Raw genomic sequence first — 16,949 nt, forward strand, 5'->3', positions numbered from 1 at the left:
AATGCAGATTGAAAATGCGCCAACATTAACCATTCAACAGGCCGGCCAGGGGGCGGGCCAATCTGTCATCGCCAGCGGGGTCTGGCAAGTCCACGGCCTGTCGCAGCACGGTGTATTGAAGGGCATCACGCGCCAGCTCGCGAGCCTCAAGGATAAATCAGCCTGCACCTGGGACCTCTCAAACGTCGACAGCCTCGATCACATCGGTGCCCAGATGTTCTGGAATACCTGGAACAAACAGCGCCCGCCACGTCTCACGCTTGACCCACGCCAGGAAGACCTGTTCAAGCGCATCGAAGCAGCAAGCAAGATCACGCTGCCGCGCCAGCGCGTCAGTCCCTTCGACTGGCTGATCAGGCTTGGCGCCGGCATGCTTGATTTCTTCGCGCACCTGCGCAGCTTCATTGGCCTGATCGGCATCGTGATCCAGGACCTGTGGCGCTTTGCGCGCCGCCCGGCTACCGGCCCGTGGCGTGAAATCTCGGCCAATATCTATCACTCGGGTTTTCAGGCACTGGGCATCACGGCGATCGTGGGCTTCTTGATCGGGATCGTGCTGTCGTTCCTGTCGTCGCAGCAGCTGCGCATGTTTGGTGGCGACGCCTACCTGGTCAACATCCTTGGCATGGCGGTGATCCGTGAACTGGGCCCGCTGCTGGCCGCGATCCTGGTCGCCGGCCGCTCCGGCTCGTCGATCACGGCGCAACTGGGCGTCATGCGCGTGACTGAGGAACTCGATGCGATGCTGGTCATGGGCGTCTCGCACGGCTACCGCCTGATCCTGCCAAAGGTGATTGCGCTCGCGATCTCGATGCCGCTGCTGGTGGTCTGGACCGATGCGATGGCCCTGCTGGGCGGCATGGTGTCGGCAAAAATCGAGATGGGCATGTCGTTCCGCTACTTCGTGCAAAAGCTGCCCGATGCGGTGCCGTTCGTGAACTACACCATTGGCCTGCTCAAGGGCGCGACCTTCGGCGTGCTGATCGCGCTGATCGCGTGCCACTTTGGCCTGCGCATCAAGGCCAATACCGAGAGCCTCGGGCGCGGCACCACGACCTCGGTCGTCACCGCGATCACGGTGGTGATCCTGGCCGACGCAGTCTACGCAATCATCTTCAGCAACACGGGATTCTGATGGCCGATACCCAAGCACAATCCCCCCAGCGCCTGAACCTGCGGCCCGACGAAGAAGTGGGCAAACCCGTCGTCGAGATCCGCAACCTGTGGACCCGCTTCGGCCGCACCGTCGTGCACCAGGACCTGAACCTCGAGATCTACGATGGCGAGATCCTGTCGATCGTCGGCGGCTCGGGCACCGGCAAGACCGTGCTGCTGCGCCAGATGCTGGGCCTGGAGCGCCCGTCACAGGGCAGCGTGCACGTGTTCGGCGAAGACATCAGCGCGGCCAGGCCCGAGCAGCTGCAACGCATGCGCAACCATTGGGGTATGCTGTTCCAGCAAGGCGCGCTGTATTCGGCGCTGAACGTGTTCGACAACATCGCCCTGCCCATGCGCGAGCTGCATGCGCTGCCCGAAGACGTGATCCGCGACGCAGTGCTGCTCAAGATGGACATGGTGGGCCTGGGGCCGGAGCACGCGGCCAAGATGCCGGCCGACCTGTCCGGCGGCATGGTCAAGCGCGCGGCACTGGCGCGTGCGCTGGCGCTCGAACCGCAACTGCTGTTTCTCGACGAGCCGACCGCAGGCCTGGACCCCGACCTGTCAGATGCCTTCGTCACGCTGATCCAGACGCTGCACCGCGAACTGAAACTGACGGTGGTAATGGTCACGCACGACCTGGACACGCTGTTCGCGCTGTCCTCGCGCATCGCGGTGCTGGCCGAAAAACACGTGCTGGCCGTCGGACCGTCGTGCGACGTGCTCAAGGTCGAGCACCCGTTCATCAAACACTTTTTCCTGGGCCCGCGCGGCCAGCGGGCACTGGAAGTGCTCGACGAGCGCCGGGCCCAGAACGAATCGGAGACACACTAGTATGGAAAACAGGTCACATGCGCTGATGACCGGCATCTTCACGATCGCGCTCCTGGTGGCGACGGTGCTGATCGGCCTCTGGTTCAACCGCGACAAGACCGAGCTGGTGCCGTACGAGATCGTCACCACGCAGTCGATTCCCGGCTTGAACCCGCAAGCCACGGTGCGCTACCGGGGCCTGGAAATCGGGCGCGTCGACACGATCATCTTCGATCCGCGCGTCACCGGCCAGATCCTGATTCGCCTGTCGGTCGATGAGGCCTCGCCGATCACCAGCACCACCTATGCTTCGCTGGGCTACCAGGGCGTGACGGGCATCGCGTTCATCCAGCTCAACGACGAGCGCACCGGCTCGCCGCGCCTGAAGACAGGCTCGGACGCGATCGCCCGTATCCCGCTGCGTCCGGGCCTGCTCGATCAGCTCGAGGACCGCGGCCTCGCCATCCTCGTCAAGGCCGAACAGATCACGACCAGCCTCGACGAGCTGCTCAGCCCAGAAAACCGCGCCACGATGCTCGGCGCGTTCGAGAGCGTGGACCGCGCCGCCGAGGCCTACGCGGCAATCCCGCAGCGGCTCGATCCGGTGCTGAACCAGCTGCCGTCACTGATCACGAAGGTCGACCGCAGCATGGACTCGATCGACACGCTGGCCACCAGCGCCACCTCGATGACACGCAACTACGACAACCTGGCCACGCGCCTGCAAGCGCCGGACGGCCCGATCGAACGCCTGAACAGCACCATCGGCGCGCTCGGCGCGGCCACCAGCGAGCTGGAACTGGAAACGCTGCCGCACGTGGTGCAGATGACCGACGAAGCGCGCGCCTCGCTGCGCGCCGTGCGCCGCACCGCGAATTCGTTCTCCGACCGCCCGCAAAGCATCCTGTTCGGCACACCGGGCGACGCGCCCGGCCCGGGCGAGCCGGGCTTCGCGCCCCCGACCAAATGAGGACCACCGTGAATCTCCGCCCCTACCGTCTCGCCGTTGCCGTTAGCGTTGCTGTCGCCGCGCTGCTGGCCGGCTGCGCCAGCAACAAGGGCGCGCCCAATACCATTTATGACTTCGGCGCACCGTCGGCCCAGCTGTTCACGCCTGCCAACCCATCGTCGCAACTGCCCCCGATCGTCGTGATGGACGCCACCGGCGGCGCTGTCCTCGACAACGAGCGCATGGTGTACCGGCTGAACTACGCCGACCCATTGCAGGCCCGTACCTACGCTGGCAGCCGCTGGAGCGGCACGCCGCTCGACCTGGTCACGCGGCGCCTCAAGGTGCGCCTGGCGCAGGCCGGTGTCACGGTGCTGTCGGCCACCGACGCGGCCAACCGCGTGCCGATCCTGCGCATCGAGGTCGACGACTTCGTGCACGCGTTTTCCAGCACCAGCGCAAGCGAAGGGCAAATCCTGCTGCGCGCCTCGGTCCTGGCCGACCATCGCCTGGTGGCCCAGAAAAGCTTTGCGCACAGCGCCCCTGCCCCGAGCCAGGATGCCGCCGGCGGCGTGGCCGCGCTGGCCGCCGGCACTGACCGGATCGCGCTCGATCTCAAGAACTGGCTGTCGACCCTCGACCTGCAGGGCAAATGAGCGACGGGGCCATCTCCGCCGAAGTCGCGGCCGGCCGCTCGCGCGGCTCGCCGATCGTGCGCGCCGCGCTGATGGCGTATCTGCTCCTGATCATCTACGCCAGCTGGTTTCCGTTCACCGGCTGGCGCGATACCGGCGTGGCGCCGCTGGCGTTTCTGAACCTGGTCAAGCAGCGCTACTTCACGGGCTTCGACGTCGGCGTCAATATCGCCGGCTACATCCCGTTCGGAATGCTGCTGGTGCTGTCGTTCTATCCCCGCGTACGGGGCATCTGGGCGGTGCTGCTGGCAGCGCTGATCGGCATCTTCACCACCGGCGTCATGGAAACGGTGCAGAACTTTTTGCCCAGCCGCGTGCCGTCGAACCTCGATTTCGTGACCAATGCGGGCGGCGCGCTGCTCGGCGCCGTGCTGGGCGCCTTGTGGGCACCTGGCCTGCTCGATCGCAGCCGCCTGTTCAAGCTGCGTCAGCGCTGGTTCGCGCCCCATGCGAGCCAGGGACTGGTGCTGGTGGCCATGTGGCCGCTGGCGCAGATCTACCCGCAAAGCTACCTGTTCGGCCATGGCCAGGTGCTGCCGATCGTCTCCGGCTGGCTGTCGTCGTGGTTCGATACCGAGATCGACCTGGTGGCGATGCTGCGCCCCGGCGTGACGATGAGCGTCGAGCAGTACTGGCTGTCCGAGACCATCATCACCGCCTGCGGCATGACGGGCGCGGCGCTCACGCTGATGTGCCTCGTACGCCGCGGCGCTCCGCGCTTCTGGCTGATGATTGCCCTGCTGGCGGCGGCGCTGGTGCTCAAGGCGTTTGCCAGTTCGCTGCTGTTCCGGCCCGATAACGCGTTCGTCTGGGTCACGCCGGGCGCTGAAGGGGGCTTTTTGATCGGCATGATCATGCTCTCTGGCCTGGTGTTTGCGCCGCAGGTGGCGCAGCGGCGCCTGGCGGTGGTGACGCTGGTGCTGGCGCTGGTGGTCGTCAACACGATCCCGGTGAACCCGTATTTCTCGTCGACGCTGCAAGGCTGGGTGCAGGGCAAATTCCTGAACTTCAATGGCTCGGCGTGGTTCCTGTCACTGAGCTGGCCATTCTTCGCGCTCTGGTTCCTGGTGCTGCCGTCACATAAACTCAATCGCCAGTAAGATAATACTTCTGCCTTTTTCGACGAGAACGCCATGACCGACCAACCGTTTTACCAGCACCACGTCTTTTTCTGCATGAACGAGCGCGAAGGCAAGGATGCGCGCCAGAGCTGCGGCAAGTGCGGCTCTGAAAAAGCCCAGAAACATGCCAAGAAGCGCATCAAGGAACTCGGCCTGAGCGGCGAAGGCAAGGTCCGCATCAACCAGGCCGGTTGCCTCGACCGCTGCGAAGAAGGCCCCGTGCTCGTGGTGTACCCCGAAGGCGTCTGGTACACCTATGTCGATAACGAAGACATCGACGACATCATCGATACCCACCTGGTCGGCGGCAAGGTCGTCGACCGTCTCAAGATCTGACCATGAACATCCACTCGCAAAAATTCTATCTGGACGGCGACGCCGGCAAGATGCAATGCCTGCTCGACCTGCCCGACGAGGCCCCGCGCGGCATCGCGCTGGTCGCGCACCCGCACCCGCTGTACGGCGGCACCATGGAAAACAAGGTCGCGCAGACGCTGGCGCGCACCTTTGTCACGCTGGGCTACGCCGTGGCGCGCTTCAATTTCCGCGGTGTCGGTGAATCCGAAGGCGTGTACGACGACGGCAAGGGCGAAGTGGACGACATGGCCATCATGTACGAGCACATGCGTGCGCGCTACCCCGACCTGCCGGTCACGCTGGCCGGTTTTTCGTTCGGCACCTTCGTCCAGGCGCAGTTCGCGCTGCGCCTGGACGCCGAAGGCCGCGCGCCCGAGCGCCTGGTACTGGTGGGTACCGCGGCCGGCAAATGGCCGATGCCGCCCGTGCCGCAAGACACGATCCTGATCCACGGCGAGCAGGACGACACGATCACGATGCAGCAGGTATTCGACTGGGCGCGTCCGCTGGATATCCCGGTGATCATCATTCCGGGGGCCGATCACTTCTTCCATCGCAGGCTCGGCCATATTAAAAATCTGGTTGTTCAACTGTGGCGCCGTGACATTTAACGGTCACAGTCCCCTATAATCATTCCCTTCTCTTGAGGCAGTGCCCCCGGGCATTGCCTTGCGCTCTACCACCGCTCCACCTTTTACAATGACGAACGTTTCCATGAAAAAACTGTTAGCGGCCTTTGCCGCCAGCCTGGTAATGATCTCGGCCAGTGCGCAAACCGTGCCGGCTCCATCCATCGCAGCCAAGTCGTGGTTACTGCTCGACACCACAAGCGGCCAGGTCATCGCGTCGCAAGACCAGAACATGCGCATCGAACCGGCATCGCTGGCCAAGATCATGACCGCGTATGTCGCGTTTTCGGCAATTCGCGACAAGCGCCTGTCGATGAACCAGATGGTCAATGTGTCCGAGCGTGCCTGGAAAGTCGACAGCAGCAGCTCGAAGATGTTCATCGACCCGCGCGTGCCAGTCTCGGTCAGCGACCTGCTGCACGGCCTGATGATCCAGTCGGGAAATGACGCCGCCGTGGCGATCGCGGAAGCCGTCGCCGGCGACGAAGCCACCTTCGTCACGCTGATGAACCGCGAAGCGCAGCGCCTCGGCCTGAAAAGTACGCGATTTGCCAATCCGCATGGTCTGCCGGACGCAAACAACTACTCGACCGCCGCCGACCTGGCCAACCTGGCCTCGCACGTGATTCGCGACTTCCCCGAGTTCTACAAGATCGACTCGATCAAGCAGTTCACGTACAACAAGATCACGCAGCAGAACCGCAACCGCCTGCTGTGGCTCGATCCGACCGTAGACGGCATGAAGACCGGCCACACCGATTCGTCGGGCTACAGCATGATCTCGTCGGCGCGCCGGCCGAACGGCAGCACGGGCGAGCGTCGCCTGGTCGCCGTCGTGCTGGGCACCAGCTCGACCGAAGTGCGCACGCAAGAGAGCCAGAAGCTGCTGAACTGGGGCTTCCAGAACTTCGACACCGTCAAGCTGTATTCGAAAGGCCAGGCGATCCAGACTCCGCAGATCTGGAAAGGCTCGCAGCCGACCGTGAAGATCGGCTTCACGCGCGATATCCTGGTGACCGTGCCGAAGGGCGTGGCCGGTAAACTCAAGCCGGTGCTGGAGCGCCGCGATCCGCTGGTCGCGCCGCTGGCGCGCAACGGCGCGGTCGGCACGCTCAAGATGACGGTCGACGGCAAGCCGCTGCTGGTGCTGCCGGTCGTCGCACTGGAAGAAGTCCAGGAAGCGAGCATCTTTGGCCGCGCCTGGGATTCGATGCGTCTCTGGATGCAGTAATCCGGTCGCAAGAGCCGACAAGCCCGCCCGCGCAGCAGCGCCGGCGGGCTTTTTTCATGGGAGCCCGGCAAGAGAGTGGCGGTGGCAGGGCTATAATCGTGTAATCCTGTCATGACGAAAGAAACACGATGTCGCCTGCCCTGCCTGCCGATCTGCGCTGCCCCCGCATCCTCACACGCGAAGGCGGCCCGACGCTCTCGCGCATCGTCGCCGGCATGTGGCGCATGACCGACTGGGCGATGCCGGTCGCGGCGCGCGTCGAGTTCATCGAGCAATGCATCGCGCTGGGTGTGACCTCGTTCGACCACGCCGATATCTATGGCGACTACGGCGTCGAGATGCTGTTCGGTGAGGCGCTGCGCGCCCAGCCTTCGCTGCGCGCGCGCATCGAACTGGTGAGCAAGTGCGGCATCCGGCTCATGTCGGCCAAACATCCGGGCCACACGATCCAGCATTACGACACCGATGCGGCGCACATCATCGCGTCGGCCGAAGAATCGCTGCGCCGCCTGCACACCGACCACCTCGACCTGCTGCTGATCCATCGGCCCGACCCGTTGATGAACTTCGACGAGATTGCCGAAGCGTTTACCCAGTTGCAGGCGGCCGGCAAGGTGCGCCATGTAGGCGTGTCGAATTTCACACGCCACCAGTTCGAGTCGCTCAATCGCCGCGTGGCGCTGAGCACCAACCAGGTCGAGTTCTCGCCGCTCGTGACCACGCCACTGTTCGACGAAACCTTCGACGGCCTGCAAGACCTGGGCATCGCGCCGATGGTCTGGTCACCGCTGGGTGGCGGGCGCCTGTTCGATCCGACCAACGAGCGCGCAGCCGTGCTGCGCCAGACGATCCAGGGCATCGCCGAGCGTTTGAACCAGCCGTTTGCCAGCGTGGTGTTCGCGTGGATCATGCGCTTGCCGAGCCGCCCGATTCCGTTGACCGGCACCGGCCGCATCGCGGCGATTGCCGACGCGGTGGCCGGCACCACCTTTGAACTGACGCGCGAAGACTGGTTCCAGATCCTGCGCGCCGCGCGCGGCCACGAGGTTGCCTGATGCTCGAGGCCCACGTCAAGATCGTCGAAGGCCAAGCGTTAACGGCGCCGCAAAAGAAGGATCTGCTGAACCGGCTGGCACGGATCGAGGGCCAGCTGCGCGGCGTGCAGAAACTGATTGCGCTGGCCGACACGCCGTCGGACTGCGACGCCGTGGCGCAGCAGATGTCGGCGGCGCGCAAGGCGCTCGACCGCTCGTTCGTGCAGTTGCTGACCGCATCGATCGTGACCCAGACGAGCGGTGCGGCCGACCTGCCCGAGGCGCGCGCACGGGCCGCGCACCTGGCGGCGATGCTCGACAAGTTCGCCTGAACGAAAAAACGGCCCTTGTCAGGGCCGCCGGTTCATTCTTCGTCGTAGACTTTCGGCTGCGCCACCCCGCGCCAGCCCATCTTCCAGCCAATATTGAGCAACAGCGTCAGGCTGATGTACACCAGGAAGAACAGCACGAAGAAGCGCGTCTGCAGCACGGCCAGCAAGGCTGCGCACACAGCGACGATGACGATCATGAGCTTGCCGCTCGGGTGCTTGGAGCTGGGGAAGCGGATGGTCGACACCATCAGCGCGCCAACCACCACCATCAGGCCCGCCACCATGAATGCCTGCGCCATCTGGGTGACCGGATCGGGCCAGGCCACGACCACGGCCGACACGCAGGCCGCGCCGGCAGTGATCGGCATGCCGACGAAGTAGCGCGGGTCAGTGCGGCCCTGGCTGATATTGAAGCGTGCCAGACGCAGCGCGCCGCAGGTGACGAACACGAAGCAGGCCAGGCCGCCCATGCGCACCAGCGTCGGATGCACGTCGGTCAGTTGCGTGAAGCCGTAGCAGTACAGCAGCAGGCCCGGCGCACAGCCAAAGTTCATCACGTCGGCGATCGAGTCGAGCTGCATGCCGAAGCTGGACTGGGTATTGGTAGCGCGTGCCACGAAGCCATCGAGCGCATCGAACACGCCAGCCAGCACCAGCAGGATGGCGGCCAGGCGGAAGTCGCCCGGGTCGCCCACGCGCGCATTGTCGACCGAGATCACGATACTGGCGAAGCCGCAGGCAATCGACAGCAACGTGACGGAACTCGGCAGGGCGAACTTGGCGCGTGCGAGGCGTTGTTGGTTAATAGGCTTCAATGGACGACTCGACAAGATAAATGATGGCTTATTCTACAGCCTGCAAAACAAGGTGGTTGCGCGTTGACGTCACCACCCGCCGTGACGTCAAAATTTGCCCTAGAATATCGAATTGAGCCCGTATTGACAGGAGTTGTAAAATGAGCTATACGCTCCGTTGGCAGCTGATCATCCCAGCCCTGGCCGCCGCCCTGGGCCTGGCTGCCTGCGGCAGCAGCGATAGCGACAGCCTGTCCGCCCAGGTCACTGGCGGCACCGCCGTCAATCCCGATTCGTCCGTGGCCCCCGACCCCACCGGGGCCACAGCGCCCACGCAAACTGGCAATATCGCCGTCGACGGGCGCAACTGGATCAACTACCGGCGCAGCCAGATCAAGGTGCCGCAGGTGCCCGAGAACGCGCAGATCAACAACGCCGCGCTTGGGCATTCCGAGTACCTGCGCGTCAATAACCTCATGAGCCACGACCAGGTCGCCGGGCGCCAGGGCTTTACCGGCGCCGACCTGGGCGCGCGCCTGAACGCGGCCGGCTACACGTTGCGCGCCGATCGTGGCTATGCCTACGGCGAAGTCATCTCGGGCAGCCGCAACGGCTCGGGCTTCTACATGGCCGAAGAACTGATCACCGCGATCTACCACCGCTTCGTGATCTTCGAGCCGATGTTCCGCGAGATCGGCACCGGCGCAGCCATCGCCAGCAGCGGCTACCGCTACTTCACGGCCGATTTCGCCAGCCGCGACGGCTACGGCCCCGGCATCGCGCGCGGCACGCTCGTTACCTGGCCGTTCAATGGTCAGACCCAGGTCGTACCGAACTTCTTCAGCAACACCGAGCAGCCCGACCCGGTCCCCGACGCCAACGAGGTCGGCTATCCGATCAGCGTGCACACCAACCTCGATACCAACGTCACGGTCACCAGCTTCACCGTGCGCCCGCGCGGCGGCAGCGACCTGACCGTGCTGCGCATCGCGCCGCTGTCCGACAACAAGCCTGCTGCTGCCATCATCCCGCTGCAGCCGCTGCGCGGGGCCACCGTCTACGACGTCAGCTTCGCTGGCACGGTCAATGGTGCGGCCGTCACGCGCACCTGGTCGTTCACTACACGGTGACGGGCGCCCCGAGCGGCGATGCCGCAGCTGTCATCGACCTGGAAACCGCCCTGGACCGGGTCATGGGCGACCGTGCGATGTTCCTGCGCCTGCTGGCGCGCTTTGCCGGCGACTACCGCGACCTGATCCCGCGCCTGCAAGCTGCCATCGCTACCGGCGATGCCGTGCTGGCGCAGCGCATCGCCCACACGCTCAAGGGCGCGGCCGGCATGATGGAGGCAATCCCGCTGCGCCACCTGGCGCTCGACGTCGAACTGGCGCTCAAGAAGGACGGCGCGGCGCCGGCTGCGCTGATCGACGCGCTGGACGTTGAGCTGACACGGGTGCTGATGGAAGTGGATGCGCTGCTGGTGGCGCCGGATGCGGCGGCTTTGCCGGTGGTGTCGTCAACCGCATCGCCTGCGCTGCCGGTCGATGCGCGCGACCTGACGCGGCTGCGCGCGATGCTCGATATCGGCGATGGCCGAGCGCCCGAACTGGTAGCGCTGCTGCGGCCACGCCTGTTGGTCACGCTGGGCGCGGACCGCATGGCGGCGCTGGAGAAGTCCATCGAGCGTTTCGATTTCGAGCATGCGTTGCTGCTGCTGGCGCAGGCAGACGCCGCATCGCCGCCAGATCTCAACGCGTAAATTCAGCTTCTTCGTCGAAGGCATCGGCGCAGGGCTTGCCGCAGAACCGCCGCACGCTGTCGAGCGGCTTTTCGCAATACCAGCACGAGCCCTTGGCGGGCAGGTTGGCGCGGGTGGGCGCGGCGCTCACGGCGGCGGCAACCGAGACGGGCGGCGCCTGGAGCGCCCTGCCACTGTTCGGAAAACTCTCATAAGTCGTTTCCAAGATCCACCCCCTGATACGGCAACCTGAAGTCAGAGAAAGATTACTTCAGTGGAACTCCATGCCCATGAGAAAGCGCAAGCGGGAGCCCAACTGGCGAACCCATCACTGCGGTTCTTTGCGTATCAGTGTGCTCCCAATGCAATGTGGGTGCAATCCCTGACCTGCCATGACGATGCAATTTGACGTAACTGCAACATGCGGATCGGGTTGTGTTACTTCGCCGGTTCGAGCGTGACCACAAGGCCCGTGCGGGTGGTCTGGATGCGCGTCGGAACGAACTGCACGCCGGCATAACGCAAGTCGCTCTGGTCGAACGCATACACCGGCATGTCGCGCGCAACGGTGTCGATCAGTGTATTGGCAACGCGCGCCAGTCGGCGTTCGGCGTCAGGATTGCCAAGCTGCAGGCGGTCGACGCGCGGCTCGGCCATCATGACGGCGGCGCGCCCCGGATCGATGTACAGGCGGCCCGAGAACGCGACGTTGCCGGCCCAGGCGCGTGCAAACGGCGGTGCGACCGACGCATCGACAGCAAGCGCGACCCGGTCCTGATCCGGCACCAGTGACAGTTGCGGGCGCGTGAGCTGAACGTCAAAAATGTCGAGCAAGCGTTCGTTGATCGGGAAGCGCTTGTCGAGGCTGGATTGCAGCTTGTGCAGCGGCAGCTCTACCTGGCGCGGGCCGAGGACGCTGGCGCAGGATGAGAGCAGGCAGGCGCCAGCCAGCATGGCGGCGAGCCGAAATAGCGTGCGGCGCGCAGGACGGGGGGCAAGGGTCGTGATTCGCGTGTTCATAGCAGCAAGCCTAGCATGCCCGGCGGTGTTGGCGCGCGACGCGTCGCGACAACAGGGGTGAGCGATGCGCAAATGCAAGCCATTGCGCTTTGGACAGCTACCGCTATTCGCACACGCATTTCATACAAGTTGATGCGCTGGCGACGCGCAAGACCGTCTCAAGTTTTGGACGACACAATACCCACTCACAATTCATCGGAGGTGGGTATGGCGAATCGTATGAGGTGCGCAGTTCTGTGCGCTGTCCTGACGTTGATATGCGGCGCGGCGGCGCAGCCGCTTGGCGCATTCACATGGCACCTGTCGGGCGATAGGTTCGTGGCAAAGGTGGCCGGACAGCCAGGCGTGGATAAATGGAGCCAGCAGGCCGATGCGGCGTTCCAGCAGCGGTATGCAGAGGGCTATCAGGCCGGGGTTGTCGATGCAACGCAGGGGCGGCTGTGGTGCGCGCCGCCCGGTATGAAGCCGCTGGAAATCGATGATCGTATATGGGACGAGCTGCGCGGGCGCGCTGGCTCGATGCCGGGCAATGCAGCCGCCGAGCTGATAGCGCTGTATGTGGCTCGCTTCCCTTGCGCTGATGAAAAACTATCCAAGTAACCGCGTCGTCAGCCGCGACATGTTGTTCCAGCAGATCGGGTGGGATGACCTGATCAAAAATCCCGGCTACGGCAATACCTGCGCGATCCGCGTCAGTTTGGCGCTGATCCAGTCGGGCATCATAGTCCCGGTAATCGCCTTCCTATCAAGAGGATCGAGCCGGGACAGGCATCGAATCCTCCATTGGCAACTACCTATTTTCCGATACAGAATCGCCCGAAAATCACCCCCAGCAAATCATCCGGCGTAAACTGCCCGGTAATGCTGGAGAGCTGATCCTGCGCCAGCCGCAGCTCTTCGGCAAACAGGTCCAGCGACTGATCATCCTGCATTGCGTGCTGGCGCGCCAGCTCCAGGTGGTCGCTGGCCGCGCGCAGCGCAATCAGGTGCCGCTCGCGCGCCAGGAACAGCGACTCGCCCGTCTGCTGCCAGCCGGCGATGCGCAACAGTTCGGCGCGCAGCAGGTCGATGCCCAGCTTTTCGTGCGCCGACAGATACAGGTGCACGGCGTCCGTGCTTTCATCCTTCGACGGCTTGTGGCCCGACAGGTCGATCTTGTTCCAGATGCGCACCACCGGCACGTTGGCCGGGAAGGCCGCGACGATGGCTTCGTCAGCCGCGCTCGGGCCGAGGTTCGCGTCCAGCAGGTGCAGGATCACGTCGGCCTTGCCCACTTCGCCCCAGGTGCGCTCGATGCCGATGCGCTCGACCACGTCGATCTCGTCACTGATCGCGCGGATGCCGGCGGTGTCGATGATGTTCAGCGGGATGCCCTCGATCTGGATCGTCTCGCTGACCTTGTCGCGCGTGGTGCCGGCAATCGGCGTGACGATCGCGACGTCGGCCCCGGCCAGTGCATTCAGCAGTGACGACTTGCCCACGTTCGGCTGCCCGACCAGCACCACATTCAACCCTTCGCGCAGCAGCGCGCCTTGCGCCGCCTGGCGGAACACGTGCTCCAGCGCCGTAATGATCCCGGCAAGCTGGCCGCGCGCGTTCGATTTTTCGAGGAAGTCGATTTCTTCTTCCGGGAAGTCGAGCGTGGCTTCGACCAGCATGCGCAGATTGGTCGTCTGGTCCACCAGCGTGTGCACCACTTGCGAAAACGCGCCCGACAGCGATTGCGACGCCGACTTGGCGGCCGCTTCGGTCGATGCGTCGATCAGGTCGGCCACCGCCTCGGCCTGGGCCAGGTCGAGCTTGTCGTTGAGGAACGCGCGGCGCGTGAATTCGCCCGGTTCGGCCAGGCGCAGGTCCATGCTGCTGCCTGCTTCGAGCACGCGCCCCAGCAGCATCTGGAGCACGATCGGGCCGCCGTGGCCTTGCAGCTCCAGCACGTCTTCGCCGGTGTACGAATGCGGACCCGGGAAGTACAGGGCCAGGCCCTCGTCGATGATGTCGCCGTTGGCGGCCTTGAACGGGATGTAGGTTGCGTGGCGCGGCGCGAGCGTCACGCCGGGGAACAGCGCGGCGATCAGCGCGCCCAGCTCCTTGCCGGAGGCGCGCACGACGCCGATGCCGCCGCGGCCCGGGGCGGTGGCGATGGCGGCGATGGGTGAGGTATCGAGTTTCATGGGGCGATTGTAAGGGATGCGCGCGGCCGGGCCTATCGGCGGGCCGCGAAAAACAAAAAAGCCCGCGCACAAGGCGCGGGCTTTTCTCGACGACGCCGGCAGCTTACTTCGCGGCGGCCGTCTCGAACTTGCGCGTGATGACCCACTGCTGCGCGATCGACAGGATGTTGTTGACCACCCAGTACAGCACGAGGCCGGACGGGAAGAAGAAGAACACCACCGAGAACGCGATCGGCATGAACAGCATCATCTTGGCCTGCACCGGGTCGGTCGGCTGCGGATTGAGCTTGGTCGTGATGAACATCGACACCGCATAAATCACCGGCAGAATGTAGAACGGGTCAGGCTGCGTCAGATCCTGGATCCAGCCGATCCATGGCGCGCCGCGCATTTCGACCGACGCCTGCAGCACCCAGTACAGGGCGAAGAACACCGGCATCTGCACCAGGATCGGCAGGCAGCCGCCCAGCGGATTGATCTTCTCGGTCTTGTACAGCTCCATCGTGGCTTGCTGCATCTTGACCGGATCGCTCTTGAAGCGTTCGCGGATCGCCTGCATTTTTGGTGTGACCACACGCATCTTGGCCATGCTGCGATAACCTGCCGCCGACAGCGGGAAGAACGCCAGCTTGATCAGGATGGTCAGGGCGACGATGGTCCAGCCCCAGTTACCCAGCATCGCGTACAGCTGCGTCATGACCCAGAAGATCGGCTTGGCGATCACGGTCAGCATGCCGTAGTCCTTCACCAGCTCCAGGCCCGGGGTGATGGTTTCCAGCGTCTGCTCATCTTGCGGCCCCGAATACAGGCGCGAATCGACCGACACGGTGGCGCCAGGCGCCACGGTGCCCATCGACTGCACGGTACCGATCGCATACAGGTTGGTGGCGATCTTCTTGGTGAAGATGTCGCGCGGAGTGCGGTCGGCCGGGATGAAGGCCGAGACAAAGAAGTGCTGCGAAATCGCGACCCAGCCGTTGTCGGCCTTCAGCGAGTGATCCGCACTGCCCTTTTCGATCTGCTCGAAGGTCAGCTTCTGGTACTTGTCGGCGCTCGTGTACATGGTCGGACCGGTGTAGCTTGGCATGAACCACGAATCGGTGGCCGGCTTGGTGCCGTCATGCTGCAGCTGCAGGTACAGCGATGGCTGAACCGGTGCGGTGCCGATATTGGTCACGTCGTGACGCACGCCGATCAGGTAGTCGCCCTTGCGGAACGTCAGCGTCTTGGTCAGGCGCACGCCGGCCTGCTCCGCATCCATCACGACCTGCACCTGACCATTCGCGCCCAGCGTACGCACGCCAGGACGCACGATGAACGGCGTGGTGTGGTTCGGCAGCACGCCGGTGGCGGTGGTGCCGATCAGGCCTGTCTGGCCCAGATACACGTTCGGACCGTTCACGCTGAACAGGACCTGGTTCTTGGTCTTGTCGAAGTGATCGCGGTACTTGAGCATCTCGAGGCGCTTGATCACGCCGCCGACCGGGTCGATGTCGACCTTGACGACGTCGGTGGTGACGGTGACGAGCGGGCTCGCCACGGCCGCCACTGGCGCGCCGCCAGGAACAGCAGCTGCACCTGGCGTGGCCGGCACACCGGGCACGGCATTGCTGCCCGCTTGCGGTGCAGCCGGCACATCGGATGGCTTTTGCTGGGCAACCTGCGCCGGACGCGCCGGTGAGAACATCGACTGTTTGCCGTTAGCCACCATCCAATTGTTCCAGAGAACAATCAGGGAAATGGCGAACACGATCCACAGGACAGTACGTTTATTGAATTCCATTGGAGTCTTCAGGAGTGGTTGCAACCGCAAGCGGCTGAATGGGATTCCTTGGTGCCTGCAGGCGGCACCGGGTCGAGGCCGCCCGCATGCCACGGATGGCAGCGGCCCACGCGGCGCGCGGCCAGCCATGAGCCGCGTGCAGCGCCGTGGACGCGCAACGCTTCGATCGCATAATTGGAACAACTGGGATAGAAACGGCAGCGCGGCCCGAGCATCGGCGAGATCAGCAGTTGATAACCGCGCAGGATCCCGACAAACAGCGAGACGAGCAGCGTTTTCATGCCGCGTCCACCGGCGCCGGGCGCCGCAGCTGCGACGCGAACAGGCGCGTCAGTTCCACCTTCAACGCGGCCTTCAGGGCCCGGTTCGTGGCCGGGCCATCCTTGCCGTTGACCGGCCGCGACAAGCGGACGATGCAATCGACAGGCGGCAGGCCGGTGGTGCGGAACAGTTCGCGCGTGATGCGCTTGATCGTGTTGCGCGTGACCGCGCGCGGCGCAAAGCGCTTGGCCGCAACGACGCCCAGCCGCGCATGCGGCAGTGCGTTCGGTCGCGTATAGAGCACGAAATGCGCCGTTTTTTGCGCTGGCCGCAAACGAAAAACGGATGAAAATTCATCCGTTTTAACGATGCGCCGAACGCGCGCGAAGTCGTGCGAACCTTCGCCTGTCATCACTGACCGCAACGTGCGGTGTGTGACTTAGACAGCCAGACGCTTGCGGCCTTTGGCGCGGCGAGCGTTCAGGACTTGACGGCCACCACGGGTAGCCATACGTGCGCGGAAGCCGTGCGTGCGCTTGCGACGGACGACGGAAGGTTGGTAAGTACGTTTCATGGTGGTCTCGCTTAAAGCAAAATAAGATGCAAAATCGGGTCTGACTTGAGTCAGATTCGGCGCCGATGACAATTTCGCAGATTAAGCTCGCGTCATGCCACAGGTCTCTCTTCGCCCGACTACCAGCCGCTGAAATTATCAGCCTGACACGGTGCACGGACGGGGAACCCTGAATTAGACTCTAATTCGCGCATCAGTGTCAAGGTGGATGTTGTTTCGCAGGCCGCCTCCACCGCCCTTCCCGGCCCGCCTGCCGGGCACCCCGACAGGCCGTTTCGGTGGAAAA

At 64.2% G+C, this 16,949-nt stretch carries 21 protein-coding genes; 13 read left to right on the top strand and 8 right to left on the bottom strand.

The window, feature by feature from the left end; all coding sequences use genetic code 11:
* The first annotated feature begins 1 nt into the window (after window position 1).
* From AC1MGT_RS10080 to AC1MGT_RS10125, 10 genes are all read left to right on the top strand, one after another.
* Window positions 2-1,135, top strand: coding sequence for an MlaE family ABC transporter permease (locus AC1MGT_RS10080; protein WP_499504052.1), 1,134 nt, complete (start codon window positions 2-4; stop codon window positions 1,133-1,135).
* Window positions 1,135-1,992, top strand: a complete 858-nt coding sequence (locus AC1MGT_RS10085) for an ABC transporter ATP-binding protein (RefSeq protein WP_499504053.1) — start codon at window positions 1,135-1,137, stop codon at window positions 1,990-1,992. Before AC1MGT_RS10080 ends, AC1MGT_RS10085 begins: the two co-directional genes overlap by 1 nt.
* 1 nt (window position 1,993) lies before the next feature.
* On the top strand, window positions 1,994-2,941 hold the full coding sequence (locus tag AC1MGT_RS10090) for an MlaD family protein (RefSeq protein WP_499504054.1): 948 nt from the start codon (window positions 1,994-1,996) through the stop codon (window positions 2,939-2,941).
* An 8-nt stretch (window positions 2,942-2,949) separates the two neighbouring features.
* Window positions 2,950-3,576 carry an ABC-type transport auxiliary lipoprotein family protein gene (locus tag AC1MGT_RS10095; RefSeq protein ID WP_499504055.1) on the top strand — a complete coding sequence of 209 codons (627 nt, stop codon included), beginning with the start codon at window positions 2,950-2,952 and terminating at the stop codon, window positions 3,574-3,576.
* On the top strand, window positions 3,573-4,715 hold the full coding sequence (locus tag AC1MGT_RS10100) for a VanZ family protein (protein WP_499504056.1): 1,143 nt from the start codon (window positions 3,573-3,575) through the stop codon (window positions 4,713-4,715). Before AC1MGT_RS10095 ends, AC1MGT_RS10100 begins: the two co-directional genes overlap by 4 nt.
* Before the next feature lie 33 nt (window positions 4,716-4,748).
* The gene (locus AC1MGT_RS10105) at window positions 4,749-5,072 is read left to right on the top strand and encodes a (2Fe-2S) ferredoxin domain-containing protein (RefSeq protein WP_183555244.1); all 324 of its coding nucleotides are present in this window, start codon (window positions 4,749-4,751) and stop codon (window positions 5,070-5,072) included.
* A gap of 2 nt (window positions 5,073-5,074) precedes the next feature.
* Complete coding sequence (locus AC1MGT_RS10110) at window positions 5,075-5,704, top strand: alpha/beta hydrolase (RefSeq protein WP_499504057.1); 630 nt, start codon at window positions 5,075-5,077, stop codon at window positions 5,702-5,704.
* 103 nt (window positions 5,705-5,807) lie between these two features.
* Window positions 5,808-6,953, top strand: a complete 1,146-nt coding sequence (locus tag AC1MGT_RS10115) for a D-alanyl-D-alanine carboxypeptidase family protein (protein WP_499504058.1) — start codon at window positions 5,808-5,810, stop codon at window positions 6,951-6,953.
* A 128-nt stretch (window positions 6,954-7,081) separates the two neighbouring features.
* Window positions 7,082-8,008, top strand: coding sequence for an aldo/keto reductase (locus AC1MGT_RS10120; RefSeq protein WP_499504059.1), 927 nt, complete (start codon window positions 7,082-7,084; stop codon window positions 8,006-8,008).
* The gene (locus AC1MGT_RS10125) at window positions 8,008-8,319 is read left to right on the top strand and encodes a metal-sensing transcriptional repressor (RefSeq protein ID WP_499504060.1); all 312 of its coding nucleotides are present in this window, start codon (window positions 8,008-8,010) and stop codon (window positions 8,317-8,319) included. The genes AC1MGT_RS10120 and AC1MGT_RS10125 overlap by 1 nt, the downstream gene beginning before the upstream one ends.
* Window positions 8,320-8,351: 32 nt before the next feature.
* Here AC1MGT_RS10125 and pssA read toward each other — a convergent pair whose 3' ends face one another.
* On the bottom strand, window positions 8,352-9,134 hold the full coding sequence (pssA, locus tag AC1MGT_RS10130) for a CDP-diacylglycerol--serine O-phosphatidyltransferase (protein ID WP_499504061.1): 783 nt from the start codon (window positions 9,132-9,134) through the stop codon (window positions 8,352-8,354).
* Between the two features lie 140 nt (window positions 9,135-9,274).
* Between pssA and AC1MGT_RS10135 the strand changes: the two genes are divergently transcribed.
* Together AC1MGT_RS10135 and AC1MGT_RS10140 are read left to right on the top strand one after the other, a co-directional pair.
* The gene (locus AC1MGT_RS10135) at window positions 9,275-10,243 is read left to right on the top strand and encodes a CAP domain-containing protein (protein WP_499504062.1); all 969 of its coding nucleotides are present in this window, start codon (window positions 9,275-9,277) and stop codon (window positions 10,241-10,243) included.
* On the top strand, window positions 10,240-10,872 hold the full coding sequence (locus tag AC1MGT_RS10140; RefSeq protein ID WP_499504063.1) for an Hpt domain-containing protein: 633 nt from the start codon (window positions 10,240-10,242) through the stop codon (window positions 10,870-10,872). Before AC1MGT_RS10135 ends, AC1MGT_RS10140 begins: the two co-directional genes overlap by 4 nt.
* Here the strand turns inward: AC1MGT_RS10140 and AC1MGT_RS10145 are convergent.
* Complete coding sequence (locus AC1MGT_RS10145) at window positions 10,862-11,077, bottom strand: hypothetical protein (protein WP_499504064.1); 216 nt, start codon at window positions 11,075-11,077, stop codon at window positions 10,862-10,864. The two genes, AC1MGT_RS10140 and AC1MGT_RS10145, sit on opposite strands and share 11 nt — an antisense overlap.
* A 212-nt stretch (window positions 11,078-11,289) precedes the next feature.
* On the bottom strand, window positions 11,290-11,871 hold the full coding sequence (locus AC1MGT_RS10150) for a DUF1439 domain-containing protein (RefSeq protein ID WP_499504065.1): 582 nt from the start codon (window positions 11,869-11,871) through the stop codon (window positions 11,290-11,292).
* Between the two features lie 207 nt (window positions 11,872-12,078).
* On the opposite strand from AC1MGT_RS10150, the gene AC1MGT_RS10155 reads away from it, so the two are divergent.
* Complete coding sequence (locus AC1MGT_RS10155) at window positions 12,079-12,471, top strand: Rap1a/Tai family immunity protein (RefSeq protein ID WP_499504066.1); 393 nt, start codon at window positions 12,079-12,081, stop codon at window positions 12,469-12,471.
* Window positions 12,472-12,665: 194 nt separating this feature from the next.
* Here AC1MGT_RS10155 and mnmE read toward each other — a convergent pair whose 3' ends face one another.
* From mnmE to rpmH, 5 genes are all read right to left on the bottom strand, one after another.
* On the bottom strand, window positions 12,666-14,045 hold the full coding sequence (gene mnmE, locus AC1MGT_RS10160) for a tRNA uridine-5-carboxymethylaminomethyl(34) synthesis GTPase MnmE (protein ID WP_499504067.1): 1,380 nt from the start codon (window positions 14,043-14,045) through the stop codon (window positions 12,666-12,668).
* Window positions 14,046-14,148: 103 nt separating this feature from the next.
* On the bottom strand, window positions 14,149-15,828 hold the full coding sequence (gene yidC / locus AC1MGT_RS10165; RefSeq protein ID WP_499504068.1) for a membrane protein insertase YidC: 1,680 nt from the start codon (window positions 15,826-15,828) through the stop codon (window positions 14,149-14,151).
* Window positions 15,829-15,836: 8 nt separating this feature from the next.
* Window positions 15,837-16,109 (bottom strand): membrane protein insertion efficiency factor YidD, encoded by a 273-nt coding sequence (gene yidD / locus AC1MGT_RS10170; protein ID WP_499504069.1) that lies wholly within the window; start codon window positions 16,107-16,109, stop codon window positions 15,837-15,839.
* Window positions 16,106-16,501, bottom strand: a complete 396-nt coding sequence (gene rnpA / locus AC1MGT_RS10175; protein WP_258838052.1) for a ribonuclease P protein component — start codon at window positions 16,499-16,501, stop codon at window positions 16,106-16,108. The genes yidD and rnpA overlap by 4 nt, the downstream gene beginning before the upstream one ends.
* Window positions 16,502-16,528: 27 nt before the next feature.
* On the bottom strand, window positions 16,529-16,663 hold the full coding sequence (rpmH, locus tag AC1MGT_RS10180; RefSeq protein WP_040378179.1) for a 50S ribosomal protein L34: 135 nt from the start codon (window positions 16,661-16,663) through the stop codon (window positions 16,529-16,531).
* Between the last annotated feature and the right edge of the window lie 286 nt (window positions 16,664-16,949).

The organism is Telluria sp. BA11 (genome assembly GCF_056680305.1).